Origin of the sequence: Streptomyces sp. SID5643 (genome assembly GCF_009872555.1) — a bacterium.
GTDB classification, from domain to species: Bacteria; Actinomycetota; Actinomycetes; order Streptomycetales; family Streptomycetaceae; genus Streptomyces; species Streptomyces iakyrus.
In genome coordinates this window covers 104,847-129,752 of the sequence record NZ_WWIC01000053.1, presented here as the reverse complement: position 1 = coordinate 129,752, position 24,906 = coordinate 104,847, and the positions used below count along the sequence as shown (strand labels likewise).

At 71.3% G+C, this 24,906-nt stretch carries 22 protein-coding genes; 5 read left to right on the top strand and 17 right to left on the bottom strand.

Translation table 11 applies throughout. The features are described from left to right. The 5 genes from GTY56_RS07020 to GTY56_RS07000 all read right to left on the bottom strand — a co-directional run. Positions 1–626 (bottom strand): Rieske 2Fe-2S domain-containing protein (locus GTY56_RS07020; RefSeq protein WP_161363559.1); only part of this gene is annotated, 626 nt, incomplete at its 3' end. 91 nt (positions 627–717) lie between these two features. Further along, a complete protein-coding gene (locus tag GTY56_RS07015) occupies positions 718–1,881 on the bottom strand; it encodes an FAD-dependent oxidoreductase (protein ID WP_161363557.1) in 1,164 nt (387 codons plus the stop codon). After that, entirely contained in the window at positions 1,878–2,240 is a 363-nt protein-coding gene (locus tag GTY56_RS07010) for a bifunctional 3-phenylpropionate/cinnamic acid dioxygenase ferredoxin subunit (RefSeq protein ID WP_161363555.1), read from the bottom strand. Before GTY56_RS07010 ends, GTY56_RS07015 begins: the two co-directional genes overlap by 4 nt. 490 nt (positions 2,241–2,730) lie before the next feature. Then, the gene (locus GTY56_RS07005) at positions 2,731–3,366 is read right to left on the bottom strand and encodes an MBL fold metallo-hydrolase (RefSeq protein ID WP_161363553.1); all 636 of its coding nucleotides are present in this window, start codon (positions 3,364–3,366) and stop codon (positions 2,731–2,733) included. Beyond that, on the bottom strand, positions 3,366–4,451 hold the full coding sequence (locus GTY56_RS07000) for an S-(hydroxymethyl)mycothiol dehydrogenase (protein ID WP_161363551.1): 1,086 nt from the start codon (positions 4,449–4,451) through the stop codon (positions 3,366–3,368). The genes GTY56_RS07005 and GTY56_RS07000 overlap by 1 nt, the downstream gene beginning before the upstream one ends. Before the next feature lie 790 nt (positions 4,452–5,241). Here GTY56_RS07000 and GTY56_RS06995 point away from each other — a divergent pair. After that, a complete protein-coding gene (locus tag GTY56_RS06995; protein WP_161363549.1) occupies positions 5,242–6,396 on the top strand; it encodes a S1 family peptidase in 1,155 nt (384 codons plus the stop codon). A gap of 187 nt (positions 6,397–6,583) precedes the next feature. Further along, entirely contained in the window at positions 6,584–7,801 is a 1,218-nt protein-coding gene (locus GTY56_RS06990) for a GNAT family N-acetyltransferase (RefSeq protein ID WP_161363547.1), read from the top strand. Positions 7,802–7,901: 100 nt separating this feature from the next. On the opposite strand, the gene GTY56_RS39820 is transcribed toward GTY56_RS06990, so the two are convergent. The 6 genes from GTY56_RS39820 to GTY56_RS06965 form a co-directional block, all read right to left on the bottom strand. Further along, on the bottom strand, positions 7,902–8,069 hold the full coding sequence (locus GTY56_RS39820; protein ID WP_202509815.1) for a hypothetical protein: 168 nt from the start codon (positions 8,067–8,069) through the stop codon (positions 7,902–7,904). 73 nt (positions 8,070–8,142) lie between these two features. Continuing rightward, on the bottom strand, positions 8,143–9,879 hold the full coding sequence (locus tag GTY56_RS06985) for an MGH1-like glycoside hydrolase domain-containing protein (RefSeq protein ID WP_161363544.1): 1,737 nt from the start codon (positions 9,877–9,879) through the stop codon (positions 8,143–8,145). A gap of 81 nt (positions 9,880–9,960) precedes the next feature. Further along, entirely contained in the window at positions 9,961–10,785 is an 825-nt protein-coding gene (locus tag GTY56_RS06980; RefSeq protein ID WP_161363542.1) for a carbohydrate ABC transporter permease, read from the bottom strand. Continuing rightward, entirely contained in the window at positions 10,782–11,765 is a 984-nt protein-coding gene (locus tag GTY56_RS06975) for a carbohydrate ABC transporter permease (RefSeq protein ID WP_161363540.1), read from the bottom strand. Before GTY56_RS06975 ends, GTY56_RS06980 begins: the two co-directional genes overlap by 4 nt. Positions 11,766–11,775: 10 nt before the next feature. Beyond that, positions 11,776–13,017, bottom strand: coding sequence for a sugar ABC transporter substrate-binding protein (locus GTY56_RS06970; protein ID WP_161363539.1), 1,242 nt, complete (start codon positions 13,015–13,017; stop codon positions 11,776–11,778). 144 nt (positions 13,018–13,161) lie between these two features. Beyond that, positions 13,162–14,184, bottom strand: a complete 1,023-nt coding sequence (locus GTY56_RS06965; protein WP_161363537.1) for a substrate-binding domain-containing protein — start codon at positions 14,182–14,184, stop codon at positions 13,162–13,164. A gap of 465 nt (positions 14,185–14,649) precedes the next feature. Between GTY56_RS06965 and GTY56_RS06960 the strand changes: the two genes are divergently transcribed. The 3 genes from GTY56_RS06960 (at position 14,650) to GTY56_RS06950 (ending at position 19,882) form a co-directional block, all read left to right on the top strand. Further along, positions 14,650–18,303 (top strand): LamG-like jellyroll fold domain-containing protein, encoded by a 3,654-nt coding sequence (locus GTY56_RS06960; protein ID WP_161363535.1) that lies wholly within the window; start codon positions 14,650–14,652, stop codon positions 18,301–18,303. Positions 18,304–18,470: 167 nt separating this feature from the next. Continuing rightward, positions 18,471–18,674, top strand: coding sequence for a hypothetical protein (locus tag GTY56_RS06955; protein ID WP_161363533.1), 204 nt, complete (start codon positions 18,471–18,473; stop codon positions 18,672–18,674). Positions 18,675–18,970: 296 nt separating this feature from the next. Next, positions 18,971–19,882, top strand: a complete 912-nt coding sequence (locus tag GTY56_RS06950; protein WP_346345432.1) for a LysR family transcriptional regulator — start codon at positions 18,971–18,973, stop codon at positions 19,880–19,882. Between the two features lie 89 nt (positions 19,883–19,971). Here GTY56_RS06950 and GTY56_RS06945 read toward each other — a convergent pair whose 3' ends face one another. The 6 genes from GTY56_RS06945 to GTY56_RS40400 are packed head-to-tail and all read right to left on the bottom strand — an operon-like array spanning position 19,972 to position 24,902. Further along, a complete protein-coding gene (locus GTY56_RS06945; RefSeq protein WP_161363529.1) occupies positions 19,972–21,543 on the bottom strand; it encodes an amino acid adenylation domain-containing protein in 1,572 nt (523 codons plus the stop codon). A 13-nt stretch (positions 21,544–21,556) separates the two neighbouring features. Further along, the gene (locus tag GTY56_RS06940) at positions 21,557–22,081 is read right to left on the bottom strand and encodes a flavin reductase family protein (RefSeq protein ID WP_161363527.1); all 525 of its coding nucleotides are present in this window, start codon (positions 22,079–22,081) and stop codon (positions 21,557–21,559) included. Continuing rightward, on the bottom strand, positions 22,068–22,934 hold the full coding sequence (locus tag GTY56_RS06935) for a hypothetical protein (protein ID WP_161363526.1): 867 nt from the start codon (positions 22,932–22,934) through the stop codon (positions 22,068–22,070). Before GTY56_RS06935 ends, GTY56_RS06940 begins: the two co-directional genes overlap by 14 nt. Continuing rightward, positions 22,934–23,533 carry a 4'-phosphopantetheinyl transferase family protein gene (locus tag GTY56_RS06930; RefSeq protein WP_161363524.1) on the bottom strand — a complete coding sequence of 200 codons (600 nt, stop codon included), beginning with the start codon at positions 23,531–23,533 and terminating at the stop codon, positions 22,934–22,936. The genes GTY56_RS06935 and GTY56_RS06930 overlap by 1 nt, the downstream gene beginning before the upstream one ends. Beyond that, a complete protein-coding gene (locus GTY56_RS06925) occupies positions 23,530–24,645 on the bottom strand; it encodes an acyl-CoA dehydrogenase family protein (protein WP_161363522.1) in 1,116 nt (371 codons plus the stop codon). Before GTY56_RS06925 ends, GTY56_RS06930 begins: the two co-directional genes overlap by 4 nt. Beyond that, complete coding sequence (locus GTY56_RS40400; RefSeq protein WP_161363520.1) at positions 24,642–24,902, bottom strand: phosphopantetheine-binding protein; 261 nt, start codon at positions 24,900–24,902, stop codon at positions 24,642–24,644. Before GTY56_RS40400 ends, GTY56_RS06925 begins: the two co-directional genes overlap by 4 nt. Positions 24,903–24,906: the final 4 nt, after the last annotated feature.

Here is a 24,906-nt window from a genome sequence, read left to right as displayed (position 1 = left end):
GTCGCGCAGTGGTAGCACTCCATGAAGTTCTCGACGATGAGCTTCCAGTTCGCCCGGACGTCGTAGACGATGCGCCTGCCGACGTCGAGGTCCTCGATGCCGTAGCGCTCGATCGACTCCGTGTCGCCGAGACGGGCGACGACGTCCTGTACGACCTCGTCGAAGGGGGGCGGGTTCTCGGCGAGGCACACCCACACGTAGCCGAGCCATTCGCGCGTCGCCACGGCTGCCAGGCCGTACTCGGTGCGGCTGACGTCGGGCATCTTCGTGAGGTTGGGCGCCGCGACGAGTTTGCCCGTCAGGTCGTACGTCCAGGCGTGGTAGGGGCATTGGAAGGCGCGCTTGACCTCGCCGCTCTCCGCCGTGCAGAGCTTGGCCCCGCGATGCCGGCAGACGTTGAAGAAGGCGCGTACGGACTGGTCGCGCGCACGGGTGACGAGGATGCTCTCGCGGCCGACCTGCACGGTGCGGAACGCCCCGGGGCCGACGAGGTCGGCGGAGCGCACGGCGCAGAACCACATCGCCTCGAAGATGTGTTCCTGCTCCTGGGCGAAGACCCCGGGATCCGTGTAGGCGGAGCCGGGCAGGGTGGCGATGAGGCTTTCCGGCAGGCCGGTCGAGGTCACAGTGCACTCCTCGGAGGAACGTCGCGAATCGGGCATGCATGCGCCGGGACGAGCTACACCGGACGTCGTCGGATCAAGAAGCAGCGCCCTTTCAGGGCGTGTCGGCCGCGAGCTGCTTGCGCCAGCGCATGAACAGCCGGGGCTGGTTCATCCCGAGGACGGCGACCGGGTGTCCGGCGCGTCGGTAGACGGCCAGGACGTCACGGTCGTCCGCGGCGCCCTCCTCGATGGTGACGCTGTCGGCGCGGGACGCGTTGCCGGCGAACTGGATCTTCACGCCGTACTGGTCGGACCAGAAGTACGGCGGCCTCGGGACGCCCGGTTCGGACTCGCCCCAGGAGAGCAGGGCGGCCACAGCCGCGTCGGGGCGTTCCCGGGCGCCGGTCCAGTGCTCGACGCGGCGGTGGGTGCCCGCACGGGGGTCGTACCAGGAGGCGCAGTCGCCGACCGCGACCACCCCGGCCAGGCTGGTACGGCCGTCCGCGCCGCACTTGACGCCGTCGTCCAGTTCGACACCGGAGCCCGCCAGCCAGTCGACGCAGGGGCGGGCTCCGACGCCGACGACGACGATGTCGGCGGGGACGCTGCGGCCGTCCTCCATGAGCACGGCGTCGACGCGGGTCTCGCCGCTCAGCCCCTTGACGCCCACGCCGCACAACAGGCGCACCCCGTGGTCGGCGTGGAGGGCGGAGACGACGCCGCCCATGGTCGCGCCGAGCGGTCCGGCCAGAGGGGTGGGCGCCGCCTCGACGATGGTCACGTCCAGGCCGAGCGCGCGGGCGGTGGAGGCGACCTCGGCGCCGATGAAGCCGCCGCCGATCACGACCAGGCGTCCGCCCCGGGCCAGTTCGTCCCGCAGGGCGCGGGCGTCGTCCAGGGTGCGCAGGGTGTGCACACCGGCCAGGCCGTCCATGCCGGGCAGCGTTCGGGCAAAAGCGCCGGTGGCGATGACGATGCCGTCGGCTCTCACCTCCCGGCCGTCGGTGAGCCGAACGGCGCGGGGTGTGGTGTCGAGTCCGGCGGCGCGGGCGCCGAGCAGCCACTCCGCTTGCAGGTCCTCGTCGTCCGGCTCCAGTGCGAGATCGGCTTCGCCGATGCCGCCGGTCAGGAACTCCTTGGACAGCGGCGGCCTGTCGTAGGGACGGTGGAGCTCGTCACCTATGACGACCAGCCGTCCGTCGTACCCCTGCTTTCGCAAGGAGCGCGCCGCTGACAGCCCGGCCAGCGACGCGCCCACCACGGCCACCGTCCTCACGCGACGCCCCCGGCGAGCCGGGCGGCGATGCAGGGAGGCAGGTTCGGGGCTGCCGTGGACAGCCGGACGTAGATCATGCCGTCCTCGACGAAGACCTCGTGCGTGCGCACCGGGAGCTTGGCCGGCGGGGCGTCGACGGCTCCGGACTTGAGGTTGAACTTCGAAGCGTGCAGCGGGCATTCGACCTCGCGCCCCTCCAGCCAGCCGTCGGCGAGCGAGGCGTCCTGGTGGGTGCATGTGTCGTCGATGGCGAAGAGTTCGCCGTCGTCGGTGTGGAACACCGAGACCGGCGGGTCGATGTCGAGCCTGTGGGCCTCGCCTCGGGGCAGATCCACGAGACGGCACGCGGGAATCATCATGACACCTCGGTGCGTATAGCGAAACGGATTGCGGTGAACGCAACGTCAGTTTGAAGGCGCCCGCAAACCCTTGTCAAGGAGTTCACCGGTCGCTCGCCACCCTCACATGTCGTTGCGCGATACAAAACTCCCTGCGCTATAGGAAACGCAGGTCAGAGCCGGGCACCCTCAGAACCGGGGCCCAGCAGAACCGGCCGGCCGAGTGCGGCGGTGACCTCCCGGAGGCTGCCGAGGAGCCGCCAGTTGCGTTCGGCGTGTTCGGCGAAGCCCCGCCCTGGGTCGACGATGAGAGGTGACGACGTCGTCGACCAGAGCGGCGCCGGCCTCGACGGGGCCGGTACGGCCGGGGCGGGTACGGCCGGGGCCGGTACGGCCGGGGCGGGTACGGCCGGGGCCGGTACGGCCGGGGCGGGTCGTGTCCCTGGGCCCCGCCGCGAACATGGCGGAGCGGGGGAGTTCGGCCACCCCGGCCGGTACGGCGGTGCTCGTGTCACCAGCCGCGGGCGGCCCACTCCTCCAGATGCGGCGCTTCCGCCCCGATGGTGGTCGTATCGCCGTGTCCGGTGTGCACGACCGTCTCGCCGGGGAGCGTCAGCAGCCGGTCGCCGATCGAGGTGATGATCGTGCCGAAGTCGCTGTACGAGCGCCCGGTCGCGCCGGCCCCTCCCGCGAACAGCGTGTCGCCGCTGAACAGCGCCCCGAGGCCGGGGGCGTACAGGCACACGGCCCCGGGGGCATGCCCGGGGGTGTGGAGGACGCGCAGTCCGATGCCGGCGACGAGGAGTTCGTCGCCGTCGGCGAGGGGGCCGTCGGGGCGCCGGTTCGGGTGCACCGTCTTCCACAGCACCTGGTCGTCGGGGTGCAGCAGGACGCGCGCGCCGGTGGCGAGCGCGACGTCCGGTGCGGCGCGGACGTGGTCGTCGTGGGCGTGGGTGCACACGACGGCCGACAGGCGGCGGTCACCGACGGCCTCCAGGACGGCGTCGGAGTCGTGCGCCGCGTCGATGACGACCACCTCGTCGTCGTCACCGACGATCCAGACGTTGTTGTCGACGTCCCAGGTGCCGCCGTCGAGACTGAACGTCCCGCTGGTGACGAGACGTTCGATGCGGGGCGCACCGGCCATCACAGCACCACCACGGAGCGCAGCACGTCGCCGCCGTGCATCTTCTCGAAGGCCTCCTCCACGTCGGCGAGGCCGATGGTCTCGGTGACGAACGCGTCGAGGTCGAACCGGCCCCCCAGGTACAGGTCGATCAGGGCGGGGAAGTCGCGCGAGGGGAGGCAGTCGCCGTACCAGCTGGACTTCAGTGCGCCGCCGCGGCCGAAGACGTCGAGCAGGGGCAGCTCCACCTTCATCTCCGGGGTGGGCACGCCGACCAGCACGACCGTGCCGGCCAGGTCCCGGGCGTAGAAGGCCTGCCGGTACGTCTCCGGGCGGCCGACGGCCTCGACGACGACGTCCGCACCGAAACCGCCGGTGAGTTCGCGCACCGCCTCCACCACGTCGCCCTTGGTGCCGTCGACGGTGTGGGTGGCCCCCATGGCCAGGGCGCGGTCCAGCTTGCGCCGGTCGATGTCGACGGCGATGACCTTGGACGCGCCGGCGAGCCGGGCGCCCGCGACGGCGGCCATGCCGACCCCGCCGCAGCCGATGACGGCGACGGAGTCCCCCCGCCCGACGGCGCCGGTGTTGACGGCGGCGCCGAAACCCGCCATGACACCGCATCCGAGCAGCCCGGCTGCCGCCGCCGGGGCCGCCGGGTCCACCTTGGTGCACTGCCCGGCGGCGACCAGGGTCTTCTCCGCGAAGGCGCCGATGCCGAGGGCCGGCGAGAGCGGGGTGCCGTCGAGCAGCGTCATCGGCTGCGTCGCGTTGTGGGTGGCGAAGCAGTACCAGGGCTTGCCCCTGCTGCACGCCCGGCACTGGCCGCACACGGCACGCCAGTTGAGGATGACGAAGTCCCCGGGCTCGACGCCGGTGACCCCCTCCCCCACCGCCTCCACGCGACCGGCCGCCTCGTGTCCCAGAAGGAAGGGGAACTCGTCGTTGATCCCGCCCTCGCGGTAGTGGAGGTCGGTGTGGCAGACGCCGCACGCCTCGACCTCGACCAGTGCCTCACCCGGGCCGGGATCGGGGACGACGATCGTCTCGACGGAAACCGGGGCGCCCTTCTTCCGGGCGACGACGGCACGTACCTCGTGAGCCATGAGCTGCTCCTCAGACGGGGAACTCGCGCGGGTGCGCTGCTTCATGAGTTGCCTCATCAGATACACGCACCGCTATACGCAACCGAGGATCGGGGAGGAGGACACCGGGGGTCAAGGGGTCGACCGGTACCGGACCGGCTCGCGGATGCTCAGCTCGCGGTCCGCGAGTCCGCCAGGGCCTCGGCCGGCACCGCACCGGGCCCGGCTTCAGCTCCGGTACGAGCTCCGGCGCGCCCGCGCCCCGGTCGTCGGCGCCGGGGGCGTGCTCCTGTTCACGCGCCGGCCCTGACGTACCCGCCGGCTCGGCACGCAGCGCCTTCACCAGGGAGACGCACATCGCCTCGCCCGGGCCGAACGGCTCGCGCCGTTGGGCCGCCACGGCGCCGACGCTGTACAGGAGGAAGCACAGGGCAAGCACCGCTGTGCGCGCCGGGACGGTCAGCCATCGCGGGCACCGCCCGGCGGGCCGGAGCAGCGCGGCGAGTCCGGCCCCCAGGGGCAGGGCCACCCTGAGCGCGTGGGAGCCCATGCTGCTCGCGAACCTCGCCCTGCGGGGCAACGGATCCCGGTCGAGCAGCGCCCACCGTCCGGACGGGGCAGCCCGGCTGCGGCGCCCCGGCCACCGGGCCCGCACGACGTCCTCCTCCACCCGGGCCGGCACACCGAACGGCCGAAACCATGGCCTAGACCTCTTCACGATCCAGGGCTAGGCTCTGCCGCGCGCACCACGAGAGCGCTCTCAGGCTCTGCTGTTCCACCCCACTCTGCTGGAACAACGAAGGGGCATCCCTTGAGACGCACCACAGCTCTGCGTACCGCACTGTCCACGCTCCTCCTGATCGGCACCTGGACCGCCACCGGCGGCGCCCTGCCCGCTTCCGCGGCGGACACTCCCGCACGCCCCGCCGAAGCACCGGCCTCACCCGCCCTCCTGTCCGCGATGCAGCGCGACTTGGGACTCACCCGGGACGAGGCCGAGGCACGCCTGGCCGCGGAGAGGACCGCGGCAGCCGTCGAACGCGCGGCCCGCGGCGCCGCCGGTTCCGCCTACGGCGGCTCGTGGTTCGACGCCGACCGCGGCGAACTCACCGTCGCCGTCACCCGTGCCGCGCGGGCCGACGCCGTACGCGCGACCGGAGCGGCCGTACGCCTCGTGCGGTACGACGCACGGCAGCTCGACGCGGTGAAGAAGCGCATCGACGCCCTGTCCGCGCCGGACGGTGTGGGCAGTTGGCACGTGGACCCGAAGGCCAACAAGGTGGTCGTGAACGTCGTCGCCGGGCACCGGGACGACAACGATGTCCGGACCTTCCTGGACCGAGCCCGCGGGGCCGGTCCCGTGGCGGTGCGTCAGACTGCCGCAGCGCCGCGTACCTTCGCCGCCGGCACGGTGGGCGGTGACCCCTACTACACCGGCAACGTCCGCTGCTCCATCGGCTTCTCCGTGCACGGCGGCTTCGTCACCGCCGGGCACTGCGGCTCGACGGGCGCGGCCGTGTACGGCTGGGACAGGTCCTACATCGGCAACTTCCAGGGGTCGTCGTTCCCGGGCAACGACTACGCCTGGGTGAACGTGGGCAGCGGCTGGTGGACCGTACCGGTGGTGCTCGGCTGGGGCACCGTCCCCGACCAGCTCGTCCGCGGCTCCGCCGAGGCCCCGGTGGGAGCCTCCGTCTGCCGTTCGGGCTCCACCACCCACTGGCACTGCGGCACCGTCCTGGCGAAGAACGAGACGGTGAACTACAGCCAGGGCGCAGTCCACCAGATGACCAAGACCAGCGTCTGCGCCCAACCCGGTGACTCCGGCGGCTCCTTCATCAGCGGCGACCAGGCCCAGGGTGTCACCTCCGGCGGCTGGGGCAACTGCAGCAGCGGCGGCCAGACCTGGCACCAGCCCGTCAACGAGATCCTCAACAGGTACGGGCTGCGGCTGCACACCGCCTGACACCGAGAACGGCACATCGCGCACGGAGGGGCGTGTTGTCCGGCGGGCAGCACGCCCCCGCACTCCGCGGCTTCCGACGACTCCGTCGGCCCGGACGGAATTCACTTGCCCTGTGCGGGAGTTGACGCTGCACTGTGCCCAGACACCACGAGCCGTGGTGCGGGCACTCGGGGAGGCAGCGGCAACGATGGAAATCCGTCCCACGACCGACGAGGACTTCGACGTCTTCGTCGACACACTCCACGCTGCGTTCGGGCTCTTCCCGGAGACCCCGGTCGAGGGCGGCGGGCTCTGGTGGTCGGCGCTCGAAACGGAGCGCTGCCTCCTCGCCGTGGCGGCGGACGGGCGGCCCGTCGGGACCGCCGCCACGCACTCCTTGGAACTCACCCTGCCCGGTGAGACCCTCGTCCCGGCCCCCGGGGTGACCGCCGTCGGCGTCCTGCCCTCGCACCGGCGTCAGGGCGTGCTCAGCGCGATGATGCGGCATCAGCTCACCGAGCTGCGGGAACGCGGAGAGATGCTCTCCGTGCTGCTGGCCTCCGAGGCCCTGATCTACGGCAGGTTCGGCTACGGACCGGCGACGTACACGGCGCGGCTGAAGGTACCGCGCCACAGGGCCGCCCTCGCCGCCCCCCGGGGGCGTGGAGCGGCCGAGGGAGCAGCGACCGATGCGGTCGAGGTGCTGCGCGGGGCCGAGTGCGGCGACATCCTGGAGGAGGTCTACGACCGGTACCGCCGTGCCCAGCCCGGCGCGCTGTCCCGGCCGCACCGCTGGTGGGCCCTGCGTGCGGGACAGCCCCCGATCTCCCCGGCGCCGCGCTACGTCGCTCTCCACCGGGACGCCGACGGCGTCCCGGACGGCTACGCCAGCTACTCCATCGACTCCGGCACCCTGACGGTGGACGAGACGATCGCCACCGAGGACGCCGTCTTCACGGCCCTGGCCCGGTTCGTACTCCAACACGACCTGGTCTCCCAGGTCGAGTTCAAGCACGTCCCGTCCGATCACCCGCTGCGATGGCAGTTCGCCGACTTCCGTGCCGGGGAGGTCGGCGGCGACATGGACTGGCTCTGGGTGCGGCTGCTGGACGTCCCGCGTGCGCTGACCGCACGCGGCTGGCTCGCGGACGGCGAGCTGGTCCTCGACATCGACGACCCGTTCCTCGGCGAACACGACCGCTACCTGCTGACCGTCCGGGGCGGCAAGGCCGACTGCGTGCCGACGGGCCGGGAGCCGGACCTGTCTTTGGACATCGCAGACCTGGGCTCCGTCTACCTCGGCGGCACCGCCCCGAGCACGCTCGCCCGGGCCGGGCACATCCGGGTCCATCACACGGGCGCGGCCGCCCTCGCCGACAACCTCTTCCGCACCGAGCGCTCCCCGCACTGCCTGCACTGGTTCTGAGCATGTCCGCAGCCCCGGACATGTCGTGCTCGTCCTGCCCGGTCGGTGCGTGCGCACCGCAGGTCCGGTGACAGGACGTCACCGGACCCCGGAACCGACATCAGCGCCGGCGAGCCAAGCCGGCGCCGACTCCGGCCACCTGCAGGGCCAGGCACATCAGCCCCAGCAGCATGACGTTGGTCGAAGAGAACACATCGTTGGTGCCGAGGTCCGTCGCGTTGATCAGGAACGCCACGAAGAACAACACCGCCGCGACTATGCCGAGCATGAGACGAGCTCCTCTCCAAGGGGGTGAAGCCCGTATGCCCCGCCTGCGCCCCCGGACACCCGCGGGCGGCCGGTCAGCGGCCGTCCCGGCGTGCATGGGCTTCGGCGAGGAGGAGGTAACTGCTGGCGGTCCACGTGTAGGCACGGTCGCGCAGGCCCGTTCCGGTGAGCGCGTCGAAGTTCTCCGCGAAGCCGTGGGTTTCGCACAGGGCGCGGAAGCGGGCGCTGATGTCGTCCGCGAGGCGCTCGTGGCCGGCGCGGCGCAGGCCGTCTTCGATGAGGACGGTGGCGGGGGCCCAGATGGGTCCGCGCCAGTAGCCGTCGGCGAGGTAGTGCGGTGAGGTGGGCAGTTCGGTGGCGAGACCGTAGGGCGTGAGGTGCGCCTTGATGTGGTCGGCCAGGGTGCCGCCGATGTCGTCGGGCAGGTGCTCGCCGAGGACGACGGGCATCAGGTCGAGGAGGCTGGAACTGCTCCAGGTGTCGCCGGTCTCGACGCCCCGGGCCACGAACCTGTCGGTGGCCCAGAGCCGGTCGAGCAGCGCCGCCTGCGTCTCCTCGGCTGCCCGTGTCCACCGGCGTGCCTCGTCGGGCCTGTCCAGTGCCCGGGCCAGGTCGGCCAGTTCATGGAGCTGGAGGACGAGGAAGGCGGCCAGGTCGGCGGATTCGATCACCCGCTCGGGGTCGAAGGTGGTGGCGTTGTCCCAGCCGCTGTCGTTGCCGTGCTGGTAGTGGGGCAGGTCGGCACCGGGTGCCCGTCGCGCGGTGAGCCAGAAGCCGGTCCAGCGTCGCAGCCGGTCGTAGGTCTCGGCGAGCTCTGCGGGTCCGGGGGGTGTCGGCAGCCGTCGGCGCAGGTGGCCGAAGGTCCAGCCGTGGATGGGGGGTTTGACGAAGTTGTAGAGGACTTCGGAGTGGGTGACGGAGTCGGGCAGGGCGCCGCTGTCGTCCTGGTGATCGAAGGGCAGGGCGAACTGGTCGAGAGCCAGGTCCGGGCAACCGGGCGCGAGGGCCAGGGCGTTGAAGCAGTGGTCCCAGCTCCACACCTTGTCCATCCAGTGCTTGGACATCAGCACGGCGGGCCGCGTGACCAGTCCGGTGGGTCGTACGGTGGCCGACCAGAGGACATAGGCGGCGAGTTCGGCGGCCGGGGTGGCGGACGAACGCCACGGAGCCACCTGGTCGGCGAAGTCCGCGAACCGTGTCTGTGCGGCTTCGGTGATCGCGTCGAACGGCGCCGGGGACGTGTACGGCGGGCGGGCGGTGTCGAGTTCCTCGATCGCGATCTCCCAGTGGCCGTCGGCCTCCGAGGTCATGGTGAGGCCGCGGTGCCCGCCGCCCAGGACCTGGGTGCCGGGGGTCCCGGCGACGGTGCCGGACAGCACGGTGACGCGGTAGCGGCGTCCGGTCTCGTAGGACGTGAACACGTGGGCGTCCGCGGCCGGGTCGCGGAAGAAGTACGTGCCGCTGAACGGGGTGAGGGTCCGCGCGGCCGCCTCGACGCCGATCCCGAGGCCGCTCCCCCGCAGGCGGACGGTGTCGGGCGACTCGTAGGACAGGTCGATGCGGCCGCCCGTGCCGATCCAGCTGAGCAGGCCCGGTGTGGCCCCGACGCGGGCATCGGTCCGGTCGCCCGTCGCCGGGTGCAGGGGCACGAGACGCAGGACGGCGTGCATGCCGTTCTGGTGCGAGACGAGGTGGAGGTCCTCGGCGTAGGTCTTCTCCGCCACCACGGGTGAGATGTCGAACCAGGACCCGCGGGTGCTGAACGGGATGTCGTGGACGGAGAAGGCCGGGCCGGATCGGGCGGCGGTCATGAAGCTGACTCGTTTCTCGAGCAGGGGTCACCGGCCGTGTGACGGGCAGGCGGTTCAGTCGTGACGGGGTGGGGGAGGCGGTCAGTCCTTGACGGCCCCGGCGGTCACGCCGGCGGCGACGTAGCGCTGGGCGAGGACGAGGATGACCGCGGCGGGCAGCGAGGCCACGACGGCGGTGGCCATGATGGCGTTCCACTCCTGGTTGTTGTTGCCGATGTAGTGGTAGATGCCGAGGGTGATCGGCTCGTGGGCGCCGCCGTTGACGAGGGTGCCGGCGAAGACGAAGTCGGACCAGGACCACAGGAACGCGAACAGGGAGACCGTGACGACGGCGTTGCGGCTCATCGGCAGGACGACGGACCAGAACGTCCGCAGGGCCCCCGCTCCGTCGGTCCTGGCGGCCTGGAGCAGTTCGCCCGGGATGCCGGACATGAACGCGGTGAAGATGAGCACGCCGAAGGGGACGGCCAGCGTGGAGTCGGCGACGATCAGGCCGGGGACGGACTGGAGCAGGCCGAGCTGGAGGTAGATGGCGTAGAAGCCCATCGCCATGATGATGCCGGGGATCATCTGGGCGGCCAGCAGGACGAAGTTGAGGATGCCGCCGCCGCGTGGGCGCAGCTTGGCCAGGGCGTAGCCGGCGGGCGCGGACAGGGCGACGGTCAGGACCACGGTGCCCAGGCCGATGACGAGGCTGGTGCCGAGGTAGGGCAACTGCTCGTCGAGGACGGTGCGGTAGCCCTCCAGGGTGCCGTGGGCGGGGAAGAGGTCCGGTGGGCTCTTGCGCATGTCCCGGTCGGGGGTGAGGGACACGTTGAGCATCCAGTAGACCGGGAAGAGCATGAGCGCGGTCAGGAGCAGGCCGAGGGCGGTCTTCCACCAGGTGCGGCCGGTGCGTCGGTTCATGACAGGGCCTGCTTTCGCTGGACCTTGAGGTAGATCAGGCCGAACACCAGGGCGGCGACGACCAGCAGGTTGCCGACGGCCGCTCCGCGGCCGAAGGCGGGCAGGAGGTTGCCGAAGCCGAGCTGGTAGGACCAGGTGGCGAAGGTGGTCGACGCGTCGGCCGGGCCGCCCTTGGTCATGATCCAGATGATGTCGAAGACCTTGAGGGTGTAGATCAGGCCGAGGAGGAGGGTGATCGCGGACACCGGGCGCAGCAGCGGGAAGGTGACGCGCCAGAACCGCTGCCAGGCGTTGGCGCCGTCGAGGGCGGCGGCCTCGTACAGGCTCGCGGGGATGGACTGCAGGCCGCTGTGGAGCACGACGAGGTTGAACGGCACGCCGATCCAGATGTTCGCGATGATCACCGAGGTCAGCGACCAGGACGGCGAGGTCAGCCAGTTGACCGGCGTGATGCCGAGGGCGTGCAGGGCGGCGTTGACGACGCCCGATTCACTGTTGAGCATCCACGACCAGGTGGACGCCGACACGATCAGCGGCAGCAGCCACGGCACCAGGAACAGGGCGCGCAGGGTCGCCGACAGCCGGAAGTGCTGGGTGAAGAAGACCGCGAGGGCGAGGCCGATGGCGTACTGGAAGAGCAGGCAGACGGCGGTGAAGAGCGCGGTGTGGAGCAGGGCGGGGGCGAAGGTCGGGTCGTCGAAGACGGTCCGGTAGTTCTCGATGCCGGTGAAGGGCGCGTTGCCCTGGACGAAGGAGCGGACGGTGTAGTCGCGCAGGCTGAGGTCGAGGTTGCGGTAGAGCGGATAGGCGTAGAAGAGGGCCAGGTAGAGGGTCACCGGGGTGAGGAACGCCCAGGCGGCCCACTGCTCGGAGGCCGGGCTGCGCCGGGCGCGCGCGGGGGCCGGGGCCGGGGCGGCGATGGCCGCCCCGTTCCGGACGTGCGCGGACGGGTGGTCCGGCGGATGGATCGTCTGCTTCATCGGGCTCTCGTCACTTCACCGCGGCCTGTGCCGAAGAGAGCGCGTCCTTGGGGGACTTGGCTCCGCTGAGGGCGGACTGGACGGCCTTCCACAGCTGTTCGGAGATCTTCGGGTACTTGGTGCCCAGGTCGTCGCTGGTGCGTCCCTTGGCCGCCTTGACCGCCTCGACCCAGGGCTTCAGCTCGGCGCTCGCCGCGACCTGCTTGGCCTGCACCTCACCGGTGGGGGCCACGTAGGACAGGGTGGTGTCGGTGTCGTACAGGTTCTGGGTGCTGGTCAGGCAGGTCGCGAGCTTCTGGGAGGTGGCGTAGCGGCCGGTGTCGCCCTGGGCGGGAAGGGTGACGAACTCGCCGCCGGTCGGGGCGGCGGCGCTGCCTCCGTCGGCTCCTGGTATCGGCAGGACCCCGTACTCGAAGCCGGCCTTCTTCGCGTTGGCGAGCTGCCAGGTTCCGTTCTCGGCGAAGGCGTAGTCACCGCCGGCGAACTCCTGCCAGCTGGTGGTCTGCGTGTTGTTGATGACCGAGTTGGGGGCGTAGCCCTCCTTCAGCCAGTCCTTCCACAGCGACAGGGCGGCCACGGCCTGCGCGGAGTCCAGTTCGGTCAGCTGGGCGCCCGCGCCCCAGAACCACGGCAGGAACTGGAAGCTGCCCTCCTCCGTGCCGATCGCGGAGAACGTGATGCCCTTCTTGCCCGCCGCTTTCACCTTCGCCAGCGCGGCCGTCAGCGACGTCCAGTCCTTGACCGAGGCGACGTCCACCCCGGCCTCCTTCAGCACCTTCTTGTTGTAGTAGAGGGCGAGGGTGTTGGCGCCGATCGGGGTGCCGTACGTCTTGCCGTCCGACTGGCCGGCGGCGAGCAGGTTGGGGTCGACCTTCGAGGTGTCCAGCTTGTTGTCGTCGGTGGTGGTGAGCACGCCCGCCTCGGCCAGGGTCGACACCACCGGGTTGTCGACGATGAGGAGGTCCGCGGAGTTGTCCTGCTGGGCGGCCAGCAGTGCCTTGTTGGCCAGGTCGCTGGTGTCGTAGCCGGTCCGCTTGATCTTCACACCGGCCTTGGCGCCGCACGCGTCCAGCAGTTTCACCCAGTCCGAGCCCTTGGCGAACTGCGGGTACGGGTCCCAGACGGTGTAGGTGCCGCTGTCCGAGCCCTTGGTGTCGGTGCTGCCCGACCCGGAAGAGCAGGCGGCACCGGTGACAGCAACGACGGTCGACAGGGCCACCGCGGTGAGCCGGCGCCTTGAGGAGCTGTGCATGGCGGGTCCTTCGTTCTTGGCACACGGGTGCGCCGTGGGAGGGGATGACTGGGGGGAAGCGGGCATGCCGAACCGGCGAGGGTGAGGGGGTCGGGTGCTCGGTGGAGAGGAAGGGGAGTGAACGGGCGTGAGGTGCGGTCGGGCTCAGGGGACGGGGGTGCCGGTCGCGGGCCCGGTGCTGGCCCGCAGCGAGATCGGCGGCGTGAGCAGGTGGTGCCGGCCCGGCGTGGCGGGCTGCTCGATCCGCTCGACGAGCAGGTCGACCGCGCGCCGGCCCATCTCCTCCGCCGGCACGTCCGCCGCGGTGAGCTGCGGGGTGACGGTCTCCGCCCATCGGCTCGCGACGACGCCGGTGACGGAGAAGTCGCGCGGTACGTGGCGGCCCGCCCGGGCGAGCCCCCGGTACAGGCCCCCCAGGGCGGCCTCGTTGAGGGTGACCAGAGCGGTGGTGGCCGGGTCGTCGTGCAGGATCCGCTCCACGCACGCCTGGCCGGACGCGGCGTCGTCCCCGCAGCAGTACGTCCGGACCGTGAGCCCGCGCTCGGCCGCGGCCTTGGTGAAGCCGTCCAGACCGCGGTGCGCGGACTCGTATCCGGCCTGAAGGAGCTGTTCGGGCCGGTTGACGAAGGCGACCCGGCGGTGGCCGAGGTCGGCGAGGTGGTGGACGCACGCCGCCGCGAGCGCGGTGTGGTCCAGGCTCACCCACCAGCCGCTCTCCGGATGCGCGGTGCGGCCGATGGCGACGGAGGGGAAGTCCAGCTCGGCCAGGTGCTCGACCCGGTCGTCCTCCAGCCTGATCTCCATCAGGATCGCCCCGTCGACCCTCCGCTCCCCCAGCAGTCGCTGGAACGAACGGTCGCTGTCGACGCCGCTGGGCGACAGCAGCACGTCGTAGTCGTGCACCGCCGCGGCCTCTACCACACTGCCGATGAAGTCCAGCTGCATCCCGGTGTAGTGGTTGCCCGCCGGCGGGAAGACCAGGCCGATCGTGCTGGTCCGCCCGTTGGCCAGGGCTCGCGCGCTGGCATTGGGCCGGTATCCCAGTTCGTCGATGACCCGCTGGATCTTGCGACGGGTCTCCTCCGACACCGAGCGCTTGCCGCTCAGCGCGTAGGACACCGTGCTCCGCGAGACACCGGCCCGCTTGGCGATCTCACCGATGTTCACGTCGGCTCCTTGCTCGAACCGGTTCGACCCCTGTGAGAAGGAGTAGGTGCCGGTCGCGAGGGTGAGGGGTGGGACGGGAGGCGCGGGCCGGTCGTCGAACCGGTTCGCGTGAAGCGACGGTAGGAACAGCCCGGAGGCGTGTCAACACCCCGCACCACACTTTCCCGCTCCACGCCGCAGCCGAGTGCTTATGTGTGCCGGAGGGATTGATGGCCGGGTTCCACGGTGCTAGCTTCGCGAACCGGTTCGACGAAGTGATCCTTCCGACGAGCCCGCGCTCCTTCCGCTCCCCTGCGGGTGCGGGCTGCCGCATCTTCGGTTCGGCGACGTGTCCGCAGCCCGTGAAATCGAACCGATTCGACGTCGATCACCACGCACTCTCCTCGCCGGGCCGCCCCCGCGTACGAGCGGCCGGCCGAGTCCGGCCGGCCGGAACCGCCTACTCAAGGATTGAGGACGCCCCCCATGCCATCCGCTGACAGATCCGCCCGGCGACGGGCACCGGCCGCCGTGACGCTGGCCCTCGGCGCGGGCCTGCTGGCCGCACCGGCCGCCCCCGCGCAGGCGGCCGAGACGCCCCGGCCCGCCGCCCGCTACACCTTCGACCAGGACGACATGACGTCCGGGAAGATCACCGACAGTTCCGGCAACGGGCTGACGGCAGACCTGGTCAACGGCTCCACCGCCCGGTCCGTCGAGGGCACGGACGGGGGCAGGGCCCTCGCCCTGCCCGGCGGCGCGGCCGACTCCGGCGGCGCGTACGTCCGGCTGCCCCGTGCCGTGGTCGGCGACGCGGCCGACCTGACGGTCTCCGCGCGGGTGAAGTGGAGCGGCGACACGTCGCCCTGGCAGCGGATCTTCGACCTGGGCACCAACACCACCAAGTACCTCTTCAGCACTCCCTACAACGGCAGCGGACTGTTCCAGACGTCCGTGACCACCGGCGGAGGGGGCGCCGAGGCGCAGGTCCGGGGCTACGCGCCGCTCCCCTCGACGGAGTGGCGGACCGTCACCGTCACCCTCGACACCTCCGCGGGCCGGCTCACCACCTACCTCGACGGCGTGGCGGTCTCCTCCGCCGAGACCGGCGTCCAGGCCAAGGACCTGCTGGACGCCTCGGCCACCGCCGCCGGGTACATAGGCAAGTCGTTCTATCCGGACCCGCTGCTCAAGGGCGCGATCGACGACTTCACCGTGTGGCACGCGGCGCTGAGCGCGGAGCAGGTCGCCGGTACGGTCGGGACCGTGCCCACCCTCCAGGAGCTGACGAAGACGTCCTTCGAGGCGCGCACCACGACCGGGACGGCCCCGTCCCTGCCCGTCGCGGTCCGCGCCTCCTTCTCCGACGGCTACGACCGCGACACGCCCGTCACCTGGGACGCCGTCCCCGCCGACGAGTACGCCGCGCCGGGCACGTTCACCGTCTCCGGCACCGCGGCCGGGCGCTCGGTGAAGGCCACCGTCACCGTGGTCCGCGAGGGACAGCTCACCGTCGACCTCGGTTCGGACACCGGCGCGTTCCACGGCGGCGCCTCCGGCACTCTCTACGGCGTGTACGGCCCGGACGTCCCGACCAACAACCTCATGGAGGGCATGGGCCTGCGCACGGTCTCCACCAAGGCGCAGGACGGTCCGCAGCACCCCGGTGCCGACGCCCTGGAGGTGGTGAAGCCGCTGGCCGACTCCACCGACGGCGACGTGTACATCTACATGACCGACATCCACCGCGGCTTCCCGTACCAGTGGCCCGGCGACACCCCCGCGGAGAAGCTCAAGCTCTACAAGGAGAAGATCGCCGAGCAGGTCGACCAGGTCCTGAAACTGCCCGAGCAGTACCGGGACAACATCGTCTTCGTGCCGTTCAACGAGCCCGAGGGCAACATGTTCGGCACCGGCGAGTGGAGCTACAACAAGGTCAGCTGGCTCAACGACCCCGACGACTTCCTCGCCGCCTGGGACGACGCGTACAAGCTCATCAAGGGCAGGATGCCGAGCGCCCGCATCGCCGGGCCCAACACCAGCGTCCTGTACGACCAGGTGAAGGGTTTCCTCGGCCACACCCTGGCCGCGGGCACGCTCCCGGACGTCATCACCTGGCACGAGCTGAGCCACCCGGAGGCGGTGCGCCAGAGCGTCGCCAAGTACCGGGCGTGGGAGAAGGACCTGTTCGAGGGCACCGGCCGGGCGGGCACACAACTCCCCGTCAACATCAACGAGTACGCCTTCAACTACCACACCTCGGTGCCCGGCCAGATGATCCAGTGGGTGTCCGCGATCGAGGAGTCCAAGGTCGACGCCGACATCGCGTACTGGAACATCGACGGCAACCTCTCCGACTCCGCGGTGCAGTCGAACCGGGGCAACGGCCAGTGGTGGCTGCTGAACTCGTACGCCTCGATGAGCGGTCACACGGTGAAGGTGACCCCGCCGTTCCCCGGCGAGAACTACACCATGCAGGGCGTCGCCACCCTCGACGAGAAGAGGAAGCAGTCCCGGCTGATCTTCGGAGGCTCCACCGGCAAGGGTCACATCACCTTCGCCGGCGTACCGCAGAAGGTGTTCGGCAAGAGCGTGCACGCCTGGGTGCGGGAGATCGAGTGGAGCGGGCAGGTCGGCGATTCGTCCGGCCCGAAGCTCCTCGCGGAGACGAACCTGAAGGTCGGTGACGACGGCACGGTCGCCCTCGACTTCGGCGACGGTGCCCTGCCGAAGCTGAAGGAGTCCTCGGCCTACGAGGTCGTCCTCAGCCCTGCCGGGGAAGCGAAGGGCACGCAGGCCCCGCCCGTGCGCTGGCAGTCGTCGTACGAGGCGGAGGACGCCGCGCACACCGGCTCCGGCTGGTCGAAGAACGGCCCGGAGGGCTCACCGCGTGACGTGTCGAAGTTCTACACCTCGGGCGGCTACGACGTCGGCGGCCTGCGCACCGGCTCGGACGTCACGCTCGACTTCACCGTGGACGTGCCCGAGGACGGCACCTACGACCTGAGCGTCTTCGCCAACTCCCTCAACACCTTCGACAAGGTCGAGGAGCAGGGCCCCACCAACGTCTTCCTGCGCGTGGACGGCAAGGCCTCCGGCGAGCAGGAACTGCACCTGCCGCTCGGCTACAAGTGGGTCGTCTGGGACCACACCGACACCCAGGTGAAGCTCACCAAGGGCAAGCACACCCTGACGCTCGCCGCGAAGAGCGCCGACGGCAAGCGCGCCACCCAGGGCGACGCCATCGTCGACCGCCTCACCCTCTCCCTCCCCCGCGCCTCGGCGGACACACAGGTGTACGAGGGTGAACTGGCCTGGCCGGCCGGCGGGGCACGCCCCGTGTACGACCTTCCGGAACCGGCGGCCACCGGCTCGGGCGCGGTCCGCGTCGCGAAGGGCCAGAGCGCCACGTTCTGGGTCTACTCGCCGGCCGACCGCGAGGCCACCCTCAAGGTCGACACCCTCGGCGGCTCGGGGGCCCGGCTCTCCGTCAACGGCCACGACGTCCTGCGCCTGGCGAAGGGCCGGAGCAGTGCGGCGGTCTCCCTCTCCGGGGGCGTCAACAAGGTGACCGTGACCGGCGGCTCGTCCGCGACCCTCGTCGACCGCCTCACGGTCACTCCGACCGAGGGCACGCTGCCCGTGCGCACCTATGAGGCGGGGGACGCCCGGCTCGCGGGTTCGGCCACGCTCACCCCGCTCACCCTCGCCACCGGCGGCACGGCGATCACGGGCATCGGCGGAGCCCCCGGCAACGGCAACACCGCGACGTTCACCGTCTCCGCCGACCGGGCCGGCCTGTACGCGCTGCGCATCCGCTACTCCAACCCGGAGCAGTCCGAGGCCACTCACTACAACCCCGACCCGCTCGCCCGCCATGCCGACATCAGCGTCAACGGCGGCGCGGCGCGGCGCGTCGGCTTCCCGCACAGCTTCCACCGGAACAACTTCTGGGAGCTGACCGTCCCGGTCCGGCTGAAGAAGGGAACCAACACGATCGGCTTCCGCTCCGAGGAACTGCCGAACTTCGACGGCACCACCTACGCCTCGGACACCTTCCCCGGCGTGCTGCTCCGCTCCCGTTACGCGCCGCTGATCGACCGGATCTCCGTCGCCCCGTACGCGCGGGAGGTCGGCTGAGGTGAATCGGCCCGGTCCGTCACGTCGACGGGCCGGGCCGCCCTCCCTCTCCCGGACCGGCGGCGGTGCGTCTTCCGCACCCCGCCGTCACCAGACCTTCACGTCTGCCCGCCGCCGACGCGGCCTCCCTGGGAACCCGGGTGTCATCGACCGGGAGGGACTGGGCTGTGATCGCTGTCGCCGTACTGCTGCTGCCGGCTCTGGGTGTGCTGCTGTTTGTGATGGACCGCGTCGAGGACCGGTTGTCCGCCCGACCGTCGGCGGCCCGCCACGCCCGTAAACGTCACCTGCGCCTGGTCCACGACGCCGGCTCGCCCCGCTCCGGGCGCACTGCGGCCCGGCGTTCCCGGCGGCACGGCAAGGCGGCCTGACGCCGGACGGGCCGGATACCCGGGCCGTGACCCGAATTGCAGCCGCCGCGCTCGAATATCCGGGGCGAACGACCCGTTCACGGCGCCGAGTTCGGTCGCGTAGGGCAGCGATTTGGTACGGAAATGACGAGTAGAAGGTGGAGTGTAGAAGGCGAAGGCGAGGCTATTACCCACCTCAAGTCGTCACAAACTCCTTGAGCGTGACATGCAGGGCTGTTAGCGTCTGATCGACCTTCGGTAAGGCGTGAACGTCCAATTCCGGATGCTGCGGAATTCCGATCCACTGCGCAGGGCCGGTGATCCCGAGGCAAGCGGGGGATATCTTGGATACGCGACAATTACAGGCATTTCTCGGTGCAGTTGACACCGGGAGCCTCACGAGAGCGGCATCCGTCTTACATGTGTCGCAGCCGACCGTGACCAATCGGATCAAGGCACTCGAACGGACCCTGGGATCGACGCTGCTCGAACGGCTGCCGGGTGGTGTGCGACCGACCAGAGTGGGGCGCACACTCGTCTCGTACGCCCGTGAGGTCGTGCGCCTGAGCAGCGAGATCGAGCGTCTCGTCGACGCGCCGGGAGAACCGAACGGACGCGTCACCGTGGGGGCCCCGGAAAGTCTGATCAATCAGCGCCTGCTGCCATTGATCGAATACATACATCTGCGCTATCCGCACATCGATTTCTCGCTCCGGATCTCCACGCCTCAGGACGCTGCGGCGCATCTGTGCGAGGGATTGCTGGACTGCGCGTTCACGATAGGGGACGGCGCGTCCCACTGCGATCTCGAATACCGCGATCTCTGTCCCGAGCCTCTGGTGCTGGTGGCTGCGCCGCTGCGCGGCGCGCCCGGGAGGGACGCCGAGGAGGAGCAACTCGACTTCGGCTCGGTGCTCGTGTGCGCCGACGTCGACGGACGCTATTGCGAGGACCTCCTGCACAGGGCCGGGTTACCGAACCCGTCGCGCCGCATACTCAGCCTCAACTCGGTGGGCGCGGTCAAGCACATGGCGGAGAACGGTATCGGCGCCGCCTTGCTTCCCGAGATCGCCGTCGCGGAGGACATCGCGAACGGCCGCCTGCGCAAGGTGAACTGGCAGCCGGTCACCCGGACGTACACGCGGGCGCTGTGGCGGCGCAGCAACGTCTCCCGCCCGGCCCTGCAAGCGGTACTGCAAGCCGCGGCCAAAGTGGTGAGCGAAAGCTGATGCCGGCGCCGGGTGCCCCGGCCCGGGCGTCCCCGGGACGCGGCGGGTCCGCAGCCCTTACGCGTCCCGGGGACGCCGTCGCGGCTCGGTCAGACCGGATCGTGGTCCAGGGCCGCCAGCAGTTTCCTCCGGTCGACCTTGCCGTGGTGGTTGACCGGCAGGGCGTCGGTGAACCGCATCAGACTCGGAGCCATGTAGGCGGGCATCGACCGGAGGCAGAAGTTCAGGATGGCGCTCTCGTCCACCGGCGGTGCGCCGTCGGCCAGCACCACGAACGCGGCCAGCTCCGGTTCCTGCTGTGACGACTCCACGACCACGGCCGCGGCTTCCGCCACTCCGGGATGCTCCAGAAGGCGTCGTTGCACCTCCGCCAGTTCCACCCTGTTGCCCCGGATCTGCACCTGGGAGTCCACCCGCCCGCAGAACCGCAGACCGCCGTCCTCACCCCGGAAGGCGAGGTCTCCTGTGCGCAGCACCTTCTGGCCGGACCGGGGATCGAGCGGGTCGGGTACCAGCACCGCGGCCGTCGCTTCGGGATCGCCCCAGTAGCCGGACATCAGGGCGGGGCTGCGCAGGTACATCTCGCCTACGGCTCCCGCGTCCGTCACCGGCCGGCCGTCGGGGCCGACGAGCAGGATGTCGGTTCCCCGGTGGCCGCGTCCGATCGACAGGTGTGTGACGTCCTCGGGCAGGGGATCGGGCACGTCCGCGAAACTCGCGGCCATGGACTCCGTCGCCCCGTAGCAGTTGACGAGCCGGGCCTGCGGGCGCAGTCGCCTCAGGTGGCGCAGTTCGTGCAGGGGGAAGTCCTCTCCGCAGAACAGCACGCCCCGCAGGTCCGTCAGCGCGGCGAGGTGGTCGGGGAGATGGCGCAGCGCCTGCCGCCAGATGGACGGGACCCCGTTGACGTGAGTGGCACGGGTGGTGCGCAGCACCTTGAGGAACCGGGTGGGCCAGCGCAGCAAGGTGCGCGGGACCGGTACCACGGCGGCGCCGCTGCCCAGGGCCAGGCCGATGTCGAGCAACGAGAAGTCGAACTGGAGGGGGGACGTCGAGGCGACCCGGTCACCCGCCTGCACCAGGTGCTCGCCGAGCATGCCGCGGTAGAACGAGACGACGGCCCGGTGGCTCATCACCACACCCTTGGGGCGGCCCGTCGTTCCCGAGGTGAAGATGATGTAGGCCGTGTCGGTCGGCGTCACCTCGCTGCGGTGCCGGGTGCGCGGCTCCGGGGGCAGCCCGACCTCGATGCCCTCCGGCCCGAACCGGCCCCGGCCGACGGTGTTCTCGGGGTCGTGCCCGGCGGTGAGGCACAGGGCCGGTTCGGCCAGGCGCGCGATCGTCGCCCGTCGCTCGGCCGGCGTCTCCGGGCTGACCGGCACGAACGGCAGTCCCCGTGAGGAACAGGCCAGCACGAGCGCGACGGCCTGTGCGGACGTGTCGGAGACGATCATCACGCGGTCGCCGATGCCGAGACCGTACCGGTCCAGGTCCGCGGCGTAGCGTTCCGCGGCGGCGCGCAGTTCGCGGTAGGTCGTGATACGCGCGGCGCCCTCGACGTACTCCACGACCGCCGGGTCGTCGGGGTACACGGCGCCCGCCGCGAGCAGGAACTCGTCGAGGCGCTCGTCGGGCCGGTGGGGGACAGTCATCGCGGGCATGGGGCACTCCAGATCAGCACGGATCGTCGGCGGTGGTGACAGGGGGGAGGACGGGAACGACGGTGTGCGGCCGGCCGCCGACGAGCACCAGGGGCGCGGTGGCCGCCTGCCGCAGACGGCGTACGGTCCCGACCACCAGCACGTGGTCGACGGCGGTCAGGGGACGCTCCACGTCGCAGGTCATCGTCACGGCCGCGCCGTCGAGAACGGGCACGCCGTGCAGCAGTGTGTGGGCGGTGTCCCTGAACCGGTCGGCCGGGGCGCCGGTGGCGAAGCGGTGGACCAGATGCCCCTGGCCGTCCGCGAGTACGTTGACGGCGAAGCGGCCCGCCGCGAGGAGGTCCTGGAGGGTGCGTCCGCCAGCGCGGAAGGCCAGCAGGACACTGGGCGGGTCGACGGAGAGCGACATGAGGGAGGTCGTGGTGCACCCCACGGGTCCGTCGGGGCCGAGCGCGGTGGTGACGGCGGCGCATTTGGCGAGGCCCGTCATGGTCGCGCGGAACAGGCTTTCGTCTACGGCCGGCTCAAGGCCGAGCATGGCGTACCTCAGTCCTGGTCGTGATGTCGATGAGCGAGTCGAACGCCTGGGAGACCACACCGGTGCGGCGGCGGCCGCGCCGGGCGGAGTCCGCCGCGAAACGCAGTGCCTTCGGGAGCCTGGACCAGGCGTCCGCCGAGGCGGAAGCGGGGTGGGCGGCCCGGCGGTGGCTGTGGTGGCGGGCCGCCGCCCACAGATCGTCGGTGTGCTGCTCCAGGACGTCCCCGTCCGTGACGAAACGATCCCGCAGATACGTCAGCACCTCGACCGGGTCGCGCAGCCAGGTCCCGGGCCAGGCGGGCGGGGAGGGCTCCCCGGTCCACAGCCAGCGGTAGCCGTCGAGGGCGCCGGGATCGGTGGCGGTGCCCAGGGCGTGCACGTCCCTGTTGAACACCGGTGGTTCGAGCCGCTGCACGGGGGTCATCGCCCGGTGCAGCCCGTCGTCGTCGAGCCAGCCGTCGTAGGGCCGTTGCTCCCCGCCGGGCGTCAGCGCGTGGAAGGGGTCGACGACCCGCCACCCCCGCTCCCGGTGGGCCCGCAGCAGCAGCCAGTGGGGGACGGCACGCACGCCGTGGTGGGGGGACCACGGCAGGTGGAACGCGTTGCCGACCACGATCACCGAGCCCTCCCGGCCGAGCTGGTCGGCGAGTGCGTCGCGGGCTTCCCCCCAGCGGTCGCAGTGGCGGTAGACCAGTGCGCCGTCGTCGATGCGGTCGTGGTGGGAGAACGCCAAGGCCTGGTCCGGGCTGTCGGTGCGGACCCACAGGTGCACCGCGTTCGCGAGCCGCTCGGCCGCCCTGCCTCCCAGATGTTCCACGAGCGCGGTCGTGTAACAGGACAGCTCGGGTGCCATCAGTCCCCCTCCCAGGCGCATGCCACGGGTACGTCGGCGAGGCCGCGCACCTTGTGCCAGCGCAGCCCTCGCCAGCTGCCGTCCTCACGGTGCGGGGGCACGTCGATGCTCCACGGGCGTCCGCCGATACCGGAGCCGGTGGTCTTCACACAGGCCTCCTGGACCGTCCAGATCTCCGTGAAGAGGGTGCTCCGCACGGACGGTGGCAGGCGGTCGAGCCGGTCCGCGTACCGGTGGGCGCACCGCCGCAGCAGCGCGGGGTCGACTCGGTTCGGGGGAATCTGGATGTCGACTCCCACCAGACGTCCGCTCGCCACGCTCACCGCGGTACGGGTCTCGTCGTGGGAGATGCTGATGCCCAGGCCGGGGAACCGGTCGAGGGCCGGTTTGCCGTTGTCGCCGGCCGTCACGGCGGCGTCGGCGGCCTGCGGGGCGACCTGGGCGAGCAGGCTCCTCAACAGTGCCCGCCCCGCGAGTAGTTGGCGTGCCCGCCAGACCGGTGCGCCACGGGCGGCGGACCGGTCCGCGGGCGTGAGGGGCCCGGTGCAGGAGCTGCTCGCCGCCACCCACACTCCGGGGGTGATCTCGCGGGTCTTCATGGCCGGTCTCCCGCCAGGGCCTCGGGGGCCGCGTCGGCCATGATGGACAGCACCACCTCGGTCGTGCCGCCGCCGATGCCGAACAGGGCGGCCTGGGCGCGCAGGGCCTGCGGGCCGCCGGTCCGGAAGCCGTGTGCTCCCTGGAGGTGCGCGCAGACGTCCAGGACCTCCTCGACCGTGGCCGCCGCACTGGCCTTGAGCGTGGCGGCGGCCGCGGAGTCCCGCCGGGCGGCGACGGCGTGGGTGAGACTCCCGGTCAGCGCCCGGTGCTGGCGGGCCCTCAGCAGTGCGGATGCGTAGCGCTGGCGGATGCCCTCCCGTTGCCACAGGGTTCCGCCGCCCTCGCGGCGCTCGCGGAGGTACTGTGCGGTGTCCCGCAGCGTCCTCTCGCACAGGGCCACGGCCCACAGCGCGCCGGCCAGTCGCTCGGTGGCGATGTGAGCCGCGAAGGCGCTCATGCCCCGGCCCCTGCCGCCCACGACATGGTCGTGTCCGAGGCGCACCCGGTCGAAGCTCAGGTGGCCGGTGCCCGAGCCGTCGAACAGATGCGTGTCGGCGGGTTCCGCGCTGACGCCGGGGGCGTCGGCCGGTACCAGCACCCAGGTGAAGTTGGTGAAGTGGGGGCCGGGGCGGTGCCGGGCGAGGACGAGGGCGGCGTCGCAGGTGGTGGCGTTGGTGATCCACCGTTTGGTCCCGCTCAGGTACAGCCCGTCGTCGTCGACGGTGAGTTCCGTGCCCAGGGAGGCCAGGTCGCAGCCCGCGGTCTCGTCGGTGGCGGCGAGTGCCACCACGCACTGGCCGCGCAGCGCCTTCGCCAGGGCGGGGGCGGCGCGTCCGGTGCCGGAACCCAGCAGCGGCAGGCAGGTGGCCAGCGGTACGGTCACGGCGAGCGTCGAACCGAGGGAGCAGTTCCGGTCGAGTTCGGTGAGCAGGGTGCCGAGAGCCACGGGATCGATGCCGTGCCGGGGGTCCCGGTCGCGGTAGACGGGCGCCAGGAGGTCCTCGGAGCCGAGCGCGCGCCAGAGTCCGGCGCCGTCGAGGCCGGCGGGCAGGGCGTCCAGGAGCCGGCCGGCCCCGGCGCCCGGCGGCTGCCGCAGGGTGAGTGTGCTCATGCCGCCGTCCTGTCGGCCCCCTGGGCGGCGGAAGCCCGTCGCACCGCGTTCCACAGACTGCCCGCGGTGGCGAAGGTGGCGTCGTTGAGGTCCTCGTCGGGCAGCGAGACGCCGAGTTCGTCCTCGATGCCGAACAGCAGGTCGATGGCCTTCATCGAGTTCAGGCCGAGGTCGTGCAGACGGCTGTCCTCGGTGAGCGGCTTGCCGTTGAGGTAGGGCAGGAAGGGCACGAGCAGGTCGGTGAAGGTCTTGTTCACGGGA

Bases quoted from the DNA above. Each gene is read 5' to 3' on its own strand.
- GTY56_RS06990 (WP_161363547.1), top strand. From the start codon at position 6,584: ATGGAAATCCGTCCCACGACCGACGAGGACTTCGACGTCTTCGTCGAC.
- GTY56_RS06985 (WP_161363544.1), bottom strand. From the start codon at position 9,879: ATGACCGCCGCCCGATCCGGCCCGGCCTTCTCCGTCCACGACATCCCG.
- GTY56_RS06960 (WP_161363535.1), top strand. From the start codon at position 14,650: ATGCCATCCGCTGACAGATCCGCCCGGCGACGGGCACCGGCCGCCGTG.
- GTY56_RS06970 (WP_161363539.1), bottom strand. From the start codon at position 13,017: ATGCACAGCTCCTCAAGGCGCCGGCTCACCGCGGTGGCCCTGTCGACC.
- GTY56_RS06980 (WP_161363542.1), bottom strand. From the start codon at position 10,785: ATGAACCGACGCACCGGCCGCACCTGGTGGAAGACCGCCCTCGGCCTG.
- GTY56_RS06935 (WP_161363526.1), bottom strand. From the start codon at position 22,934: ATGGCACCCGAGCTGTCCTGTTACACGACCGCGCTCGTGGAACATCTG.
- GTY56_RS07000 (WP_161363551.1), bottom strand. From the start codon at position 4,451: ATGGCTCACGAGGTACGTGCCGTCGTCGCCCGGAAGAAGGGCGCCCCG.
- GTY56_RS06925 (WP_161363522.1), bottom strand. From the start codon at position 24,645: ATGAGCACACTCACCCTGCGGCAGCCGCCGGGCGCCGGGGCCGGCCGG.
- GTY56_RS06940 (WP_161363527.1), bottom strand. From the start codon at position 22,081: ATGCTCGGCCTTGAGCCGGCCGTAGACGAAAGCCTGTTCCGCGCGACC.
- GTY56_RS07010 (WP_161363555.1), bottom strand. From the start codon at position 2,240: ATGATGATTCCCGCGTGCCGTCTCGTGGATCTGCCCCGAGGCGAGGCC.
- GTY56_RS06945 (WP_161363529.1), bottom strand. From the start codon at position 21,543: ATGCCCGCGATGACTGTCCCCCACCGGCCCGACGAGCGCCTCGACGAG.
- GTY56_RS06975 (WP_161363540.1), bottom strand. From the start codon at position 11,765: ATGAAGCAGACGATCCATCCGCCGGACCACCCGTCCGCGCACGTCCGG.
- GTY56_RS39820 (WP_202509815.1), bottom strand. From the start codon at position 8,069: ATGCTCGGCATAGTCGCGGCGGTGTTGTTCTTCGTGGCGTTCCTGATC.
- GTY56_RS06930 (WP_161363524.1), bottom strand. From the start codon at position 23,533: ATGAAGACCCGCGAGATCACCCCCGGAGTGTGGGTGGCGGCGAGCAGC.
- GTY56_RS07005 (WP_161363553.1), bottom strand. From the start codon at position 3,366: ATGGCCGGTGCGCCCCGCATCGAACGTCTCGTCACCAGCGGGACGTTC.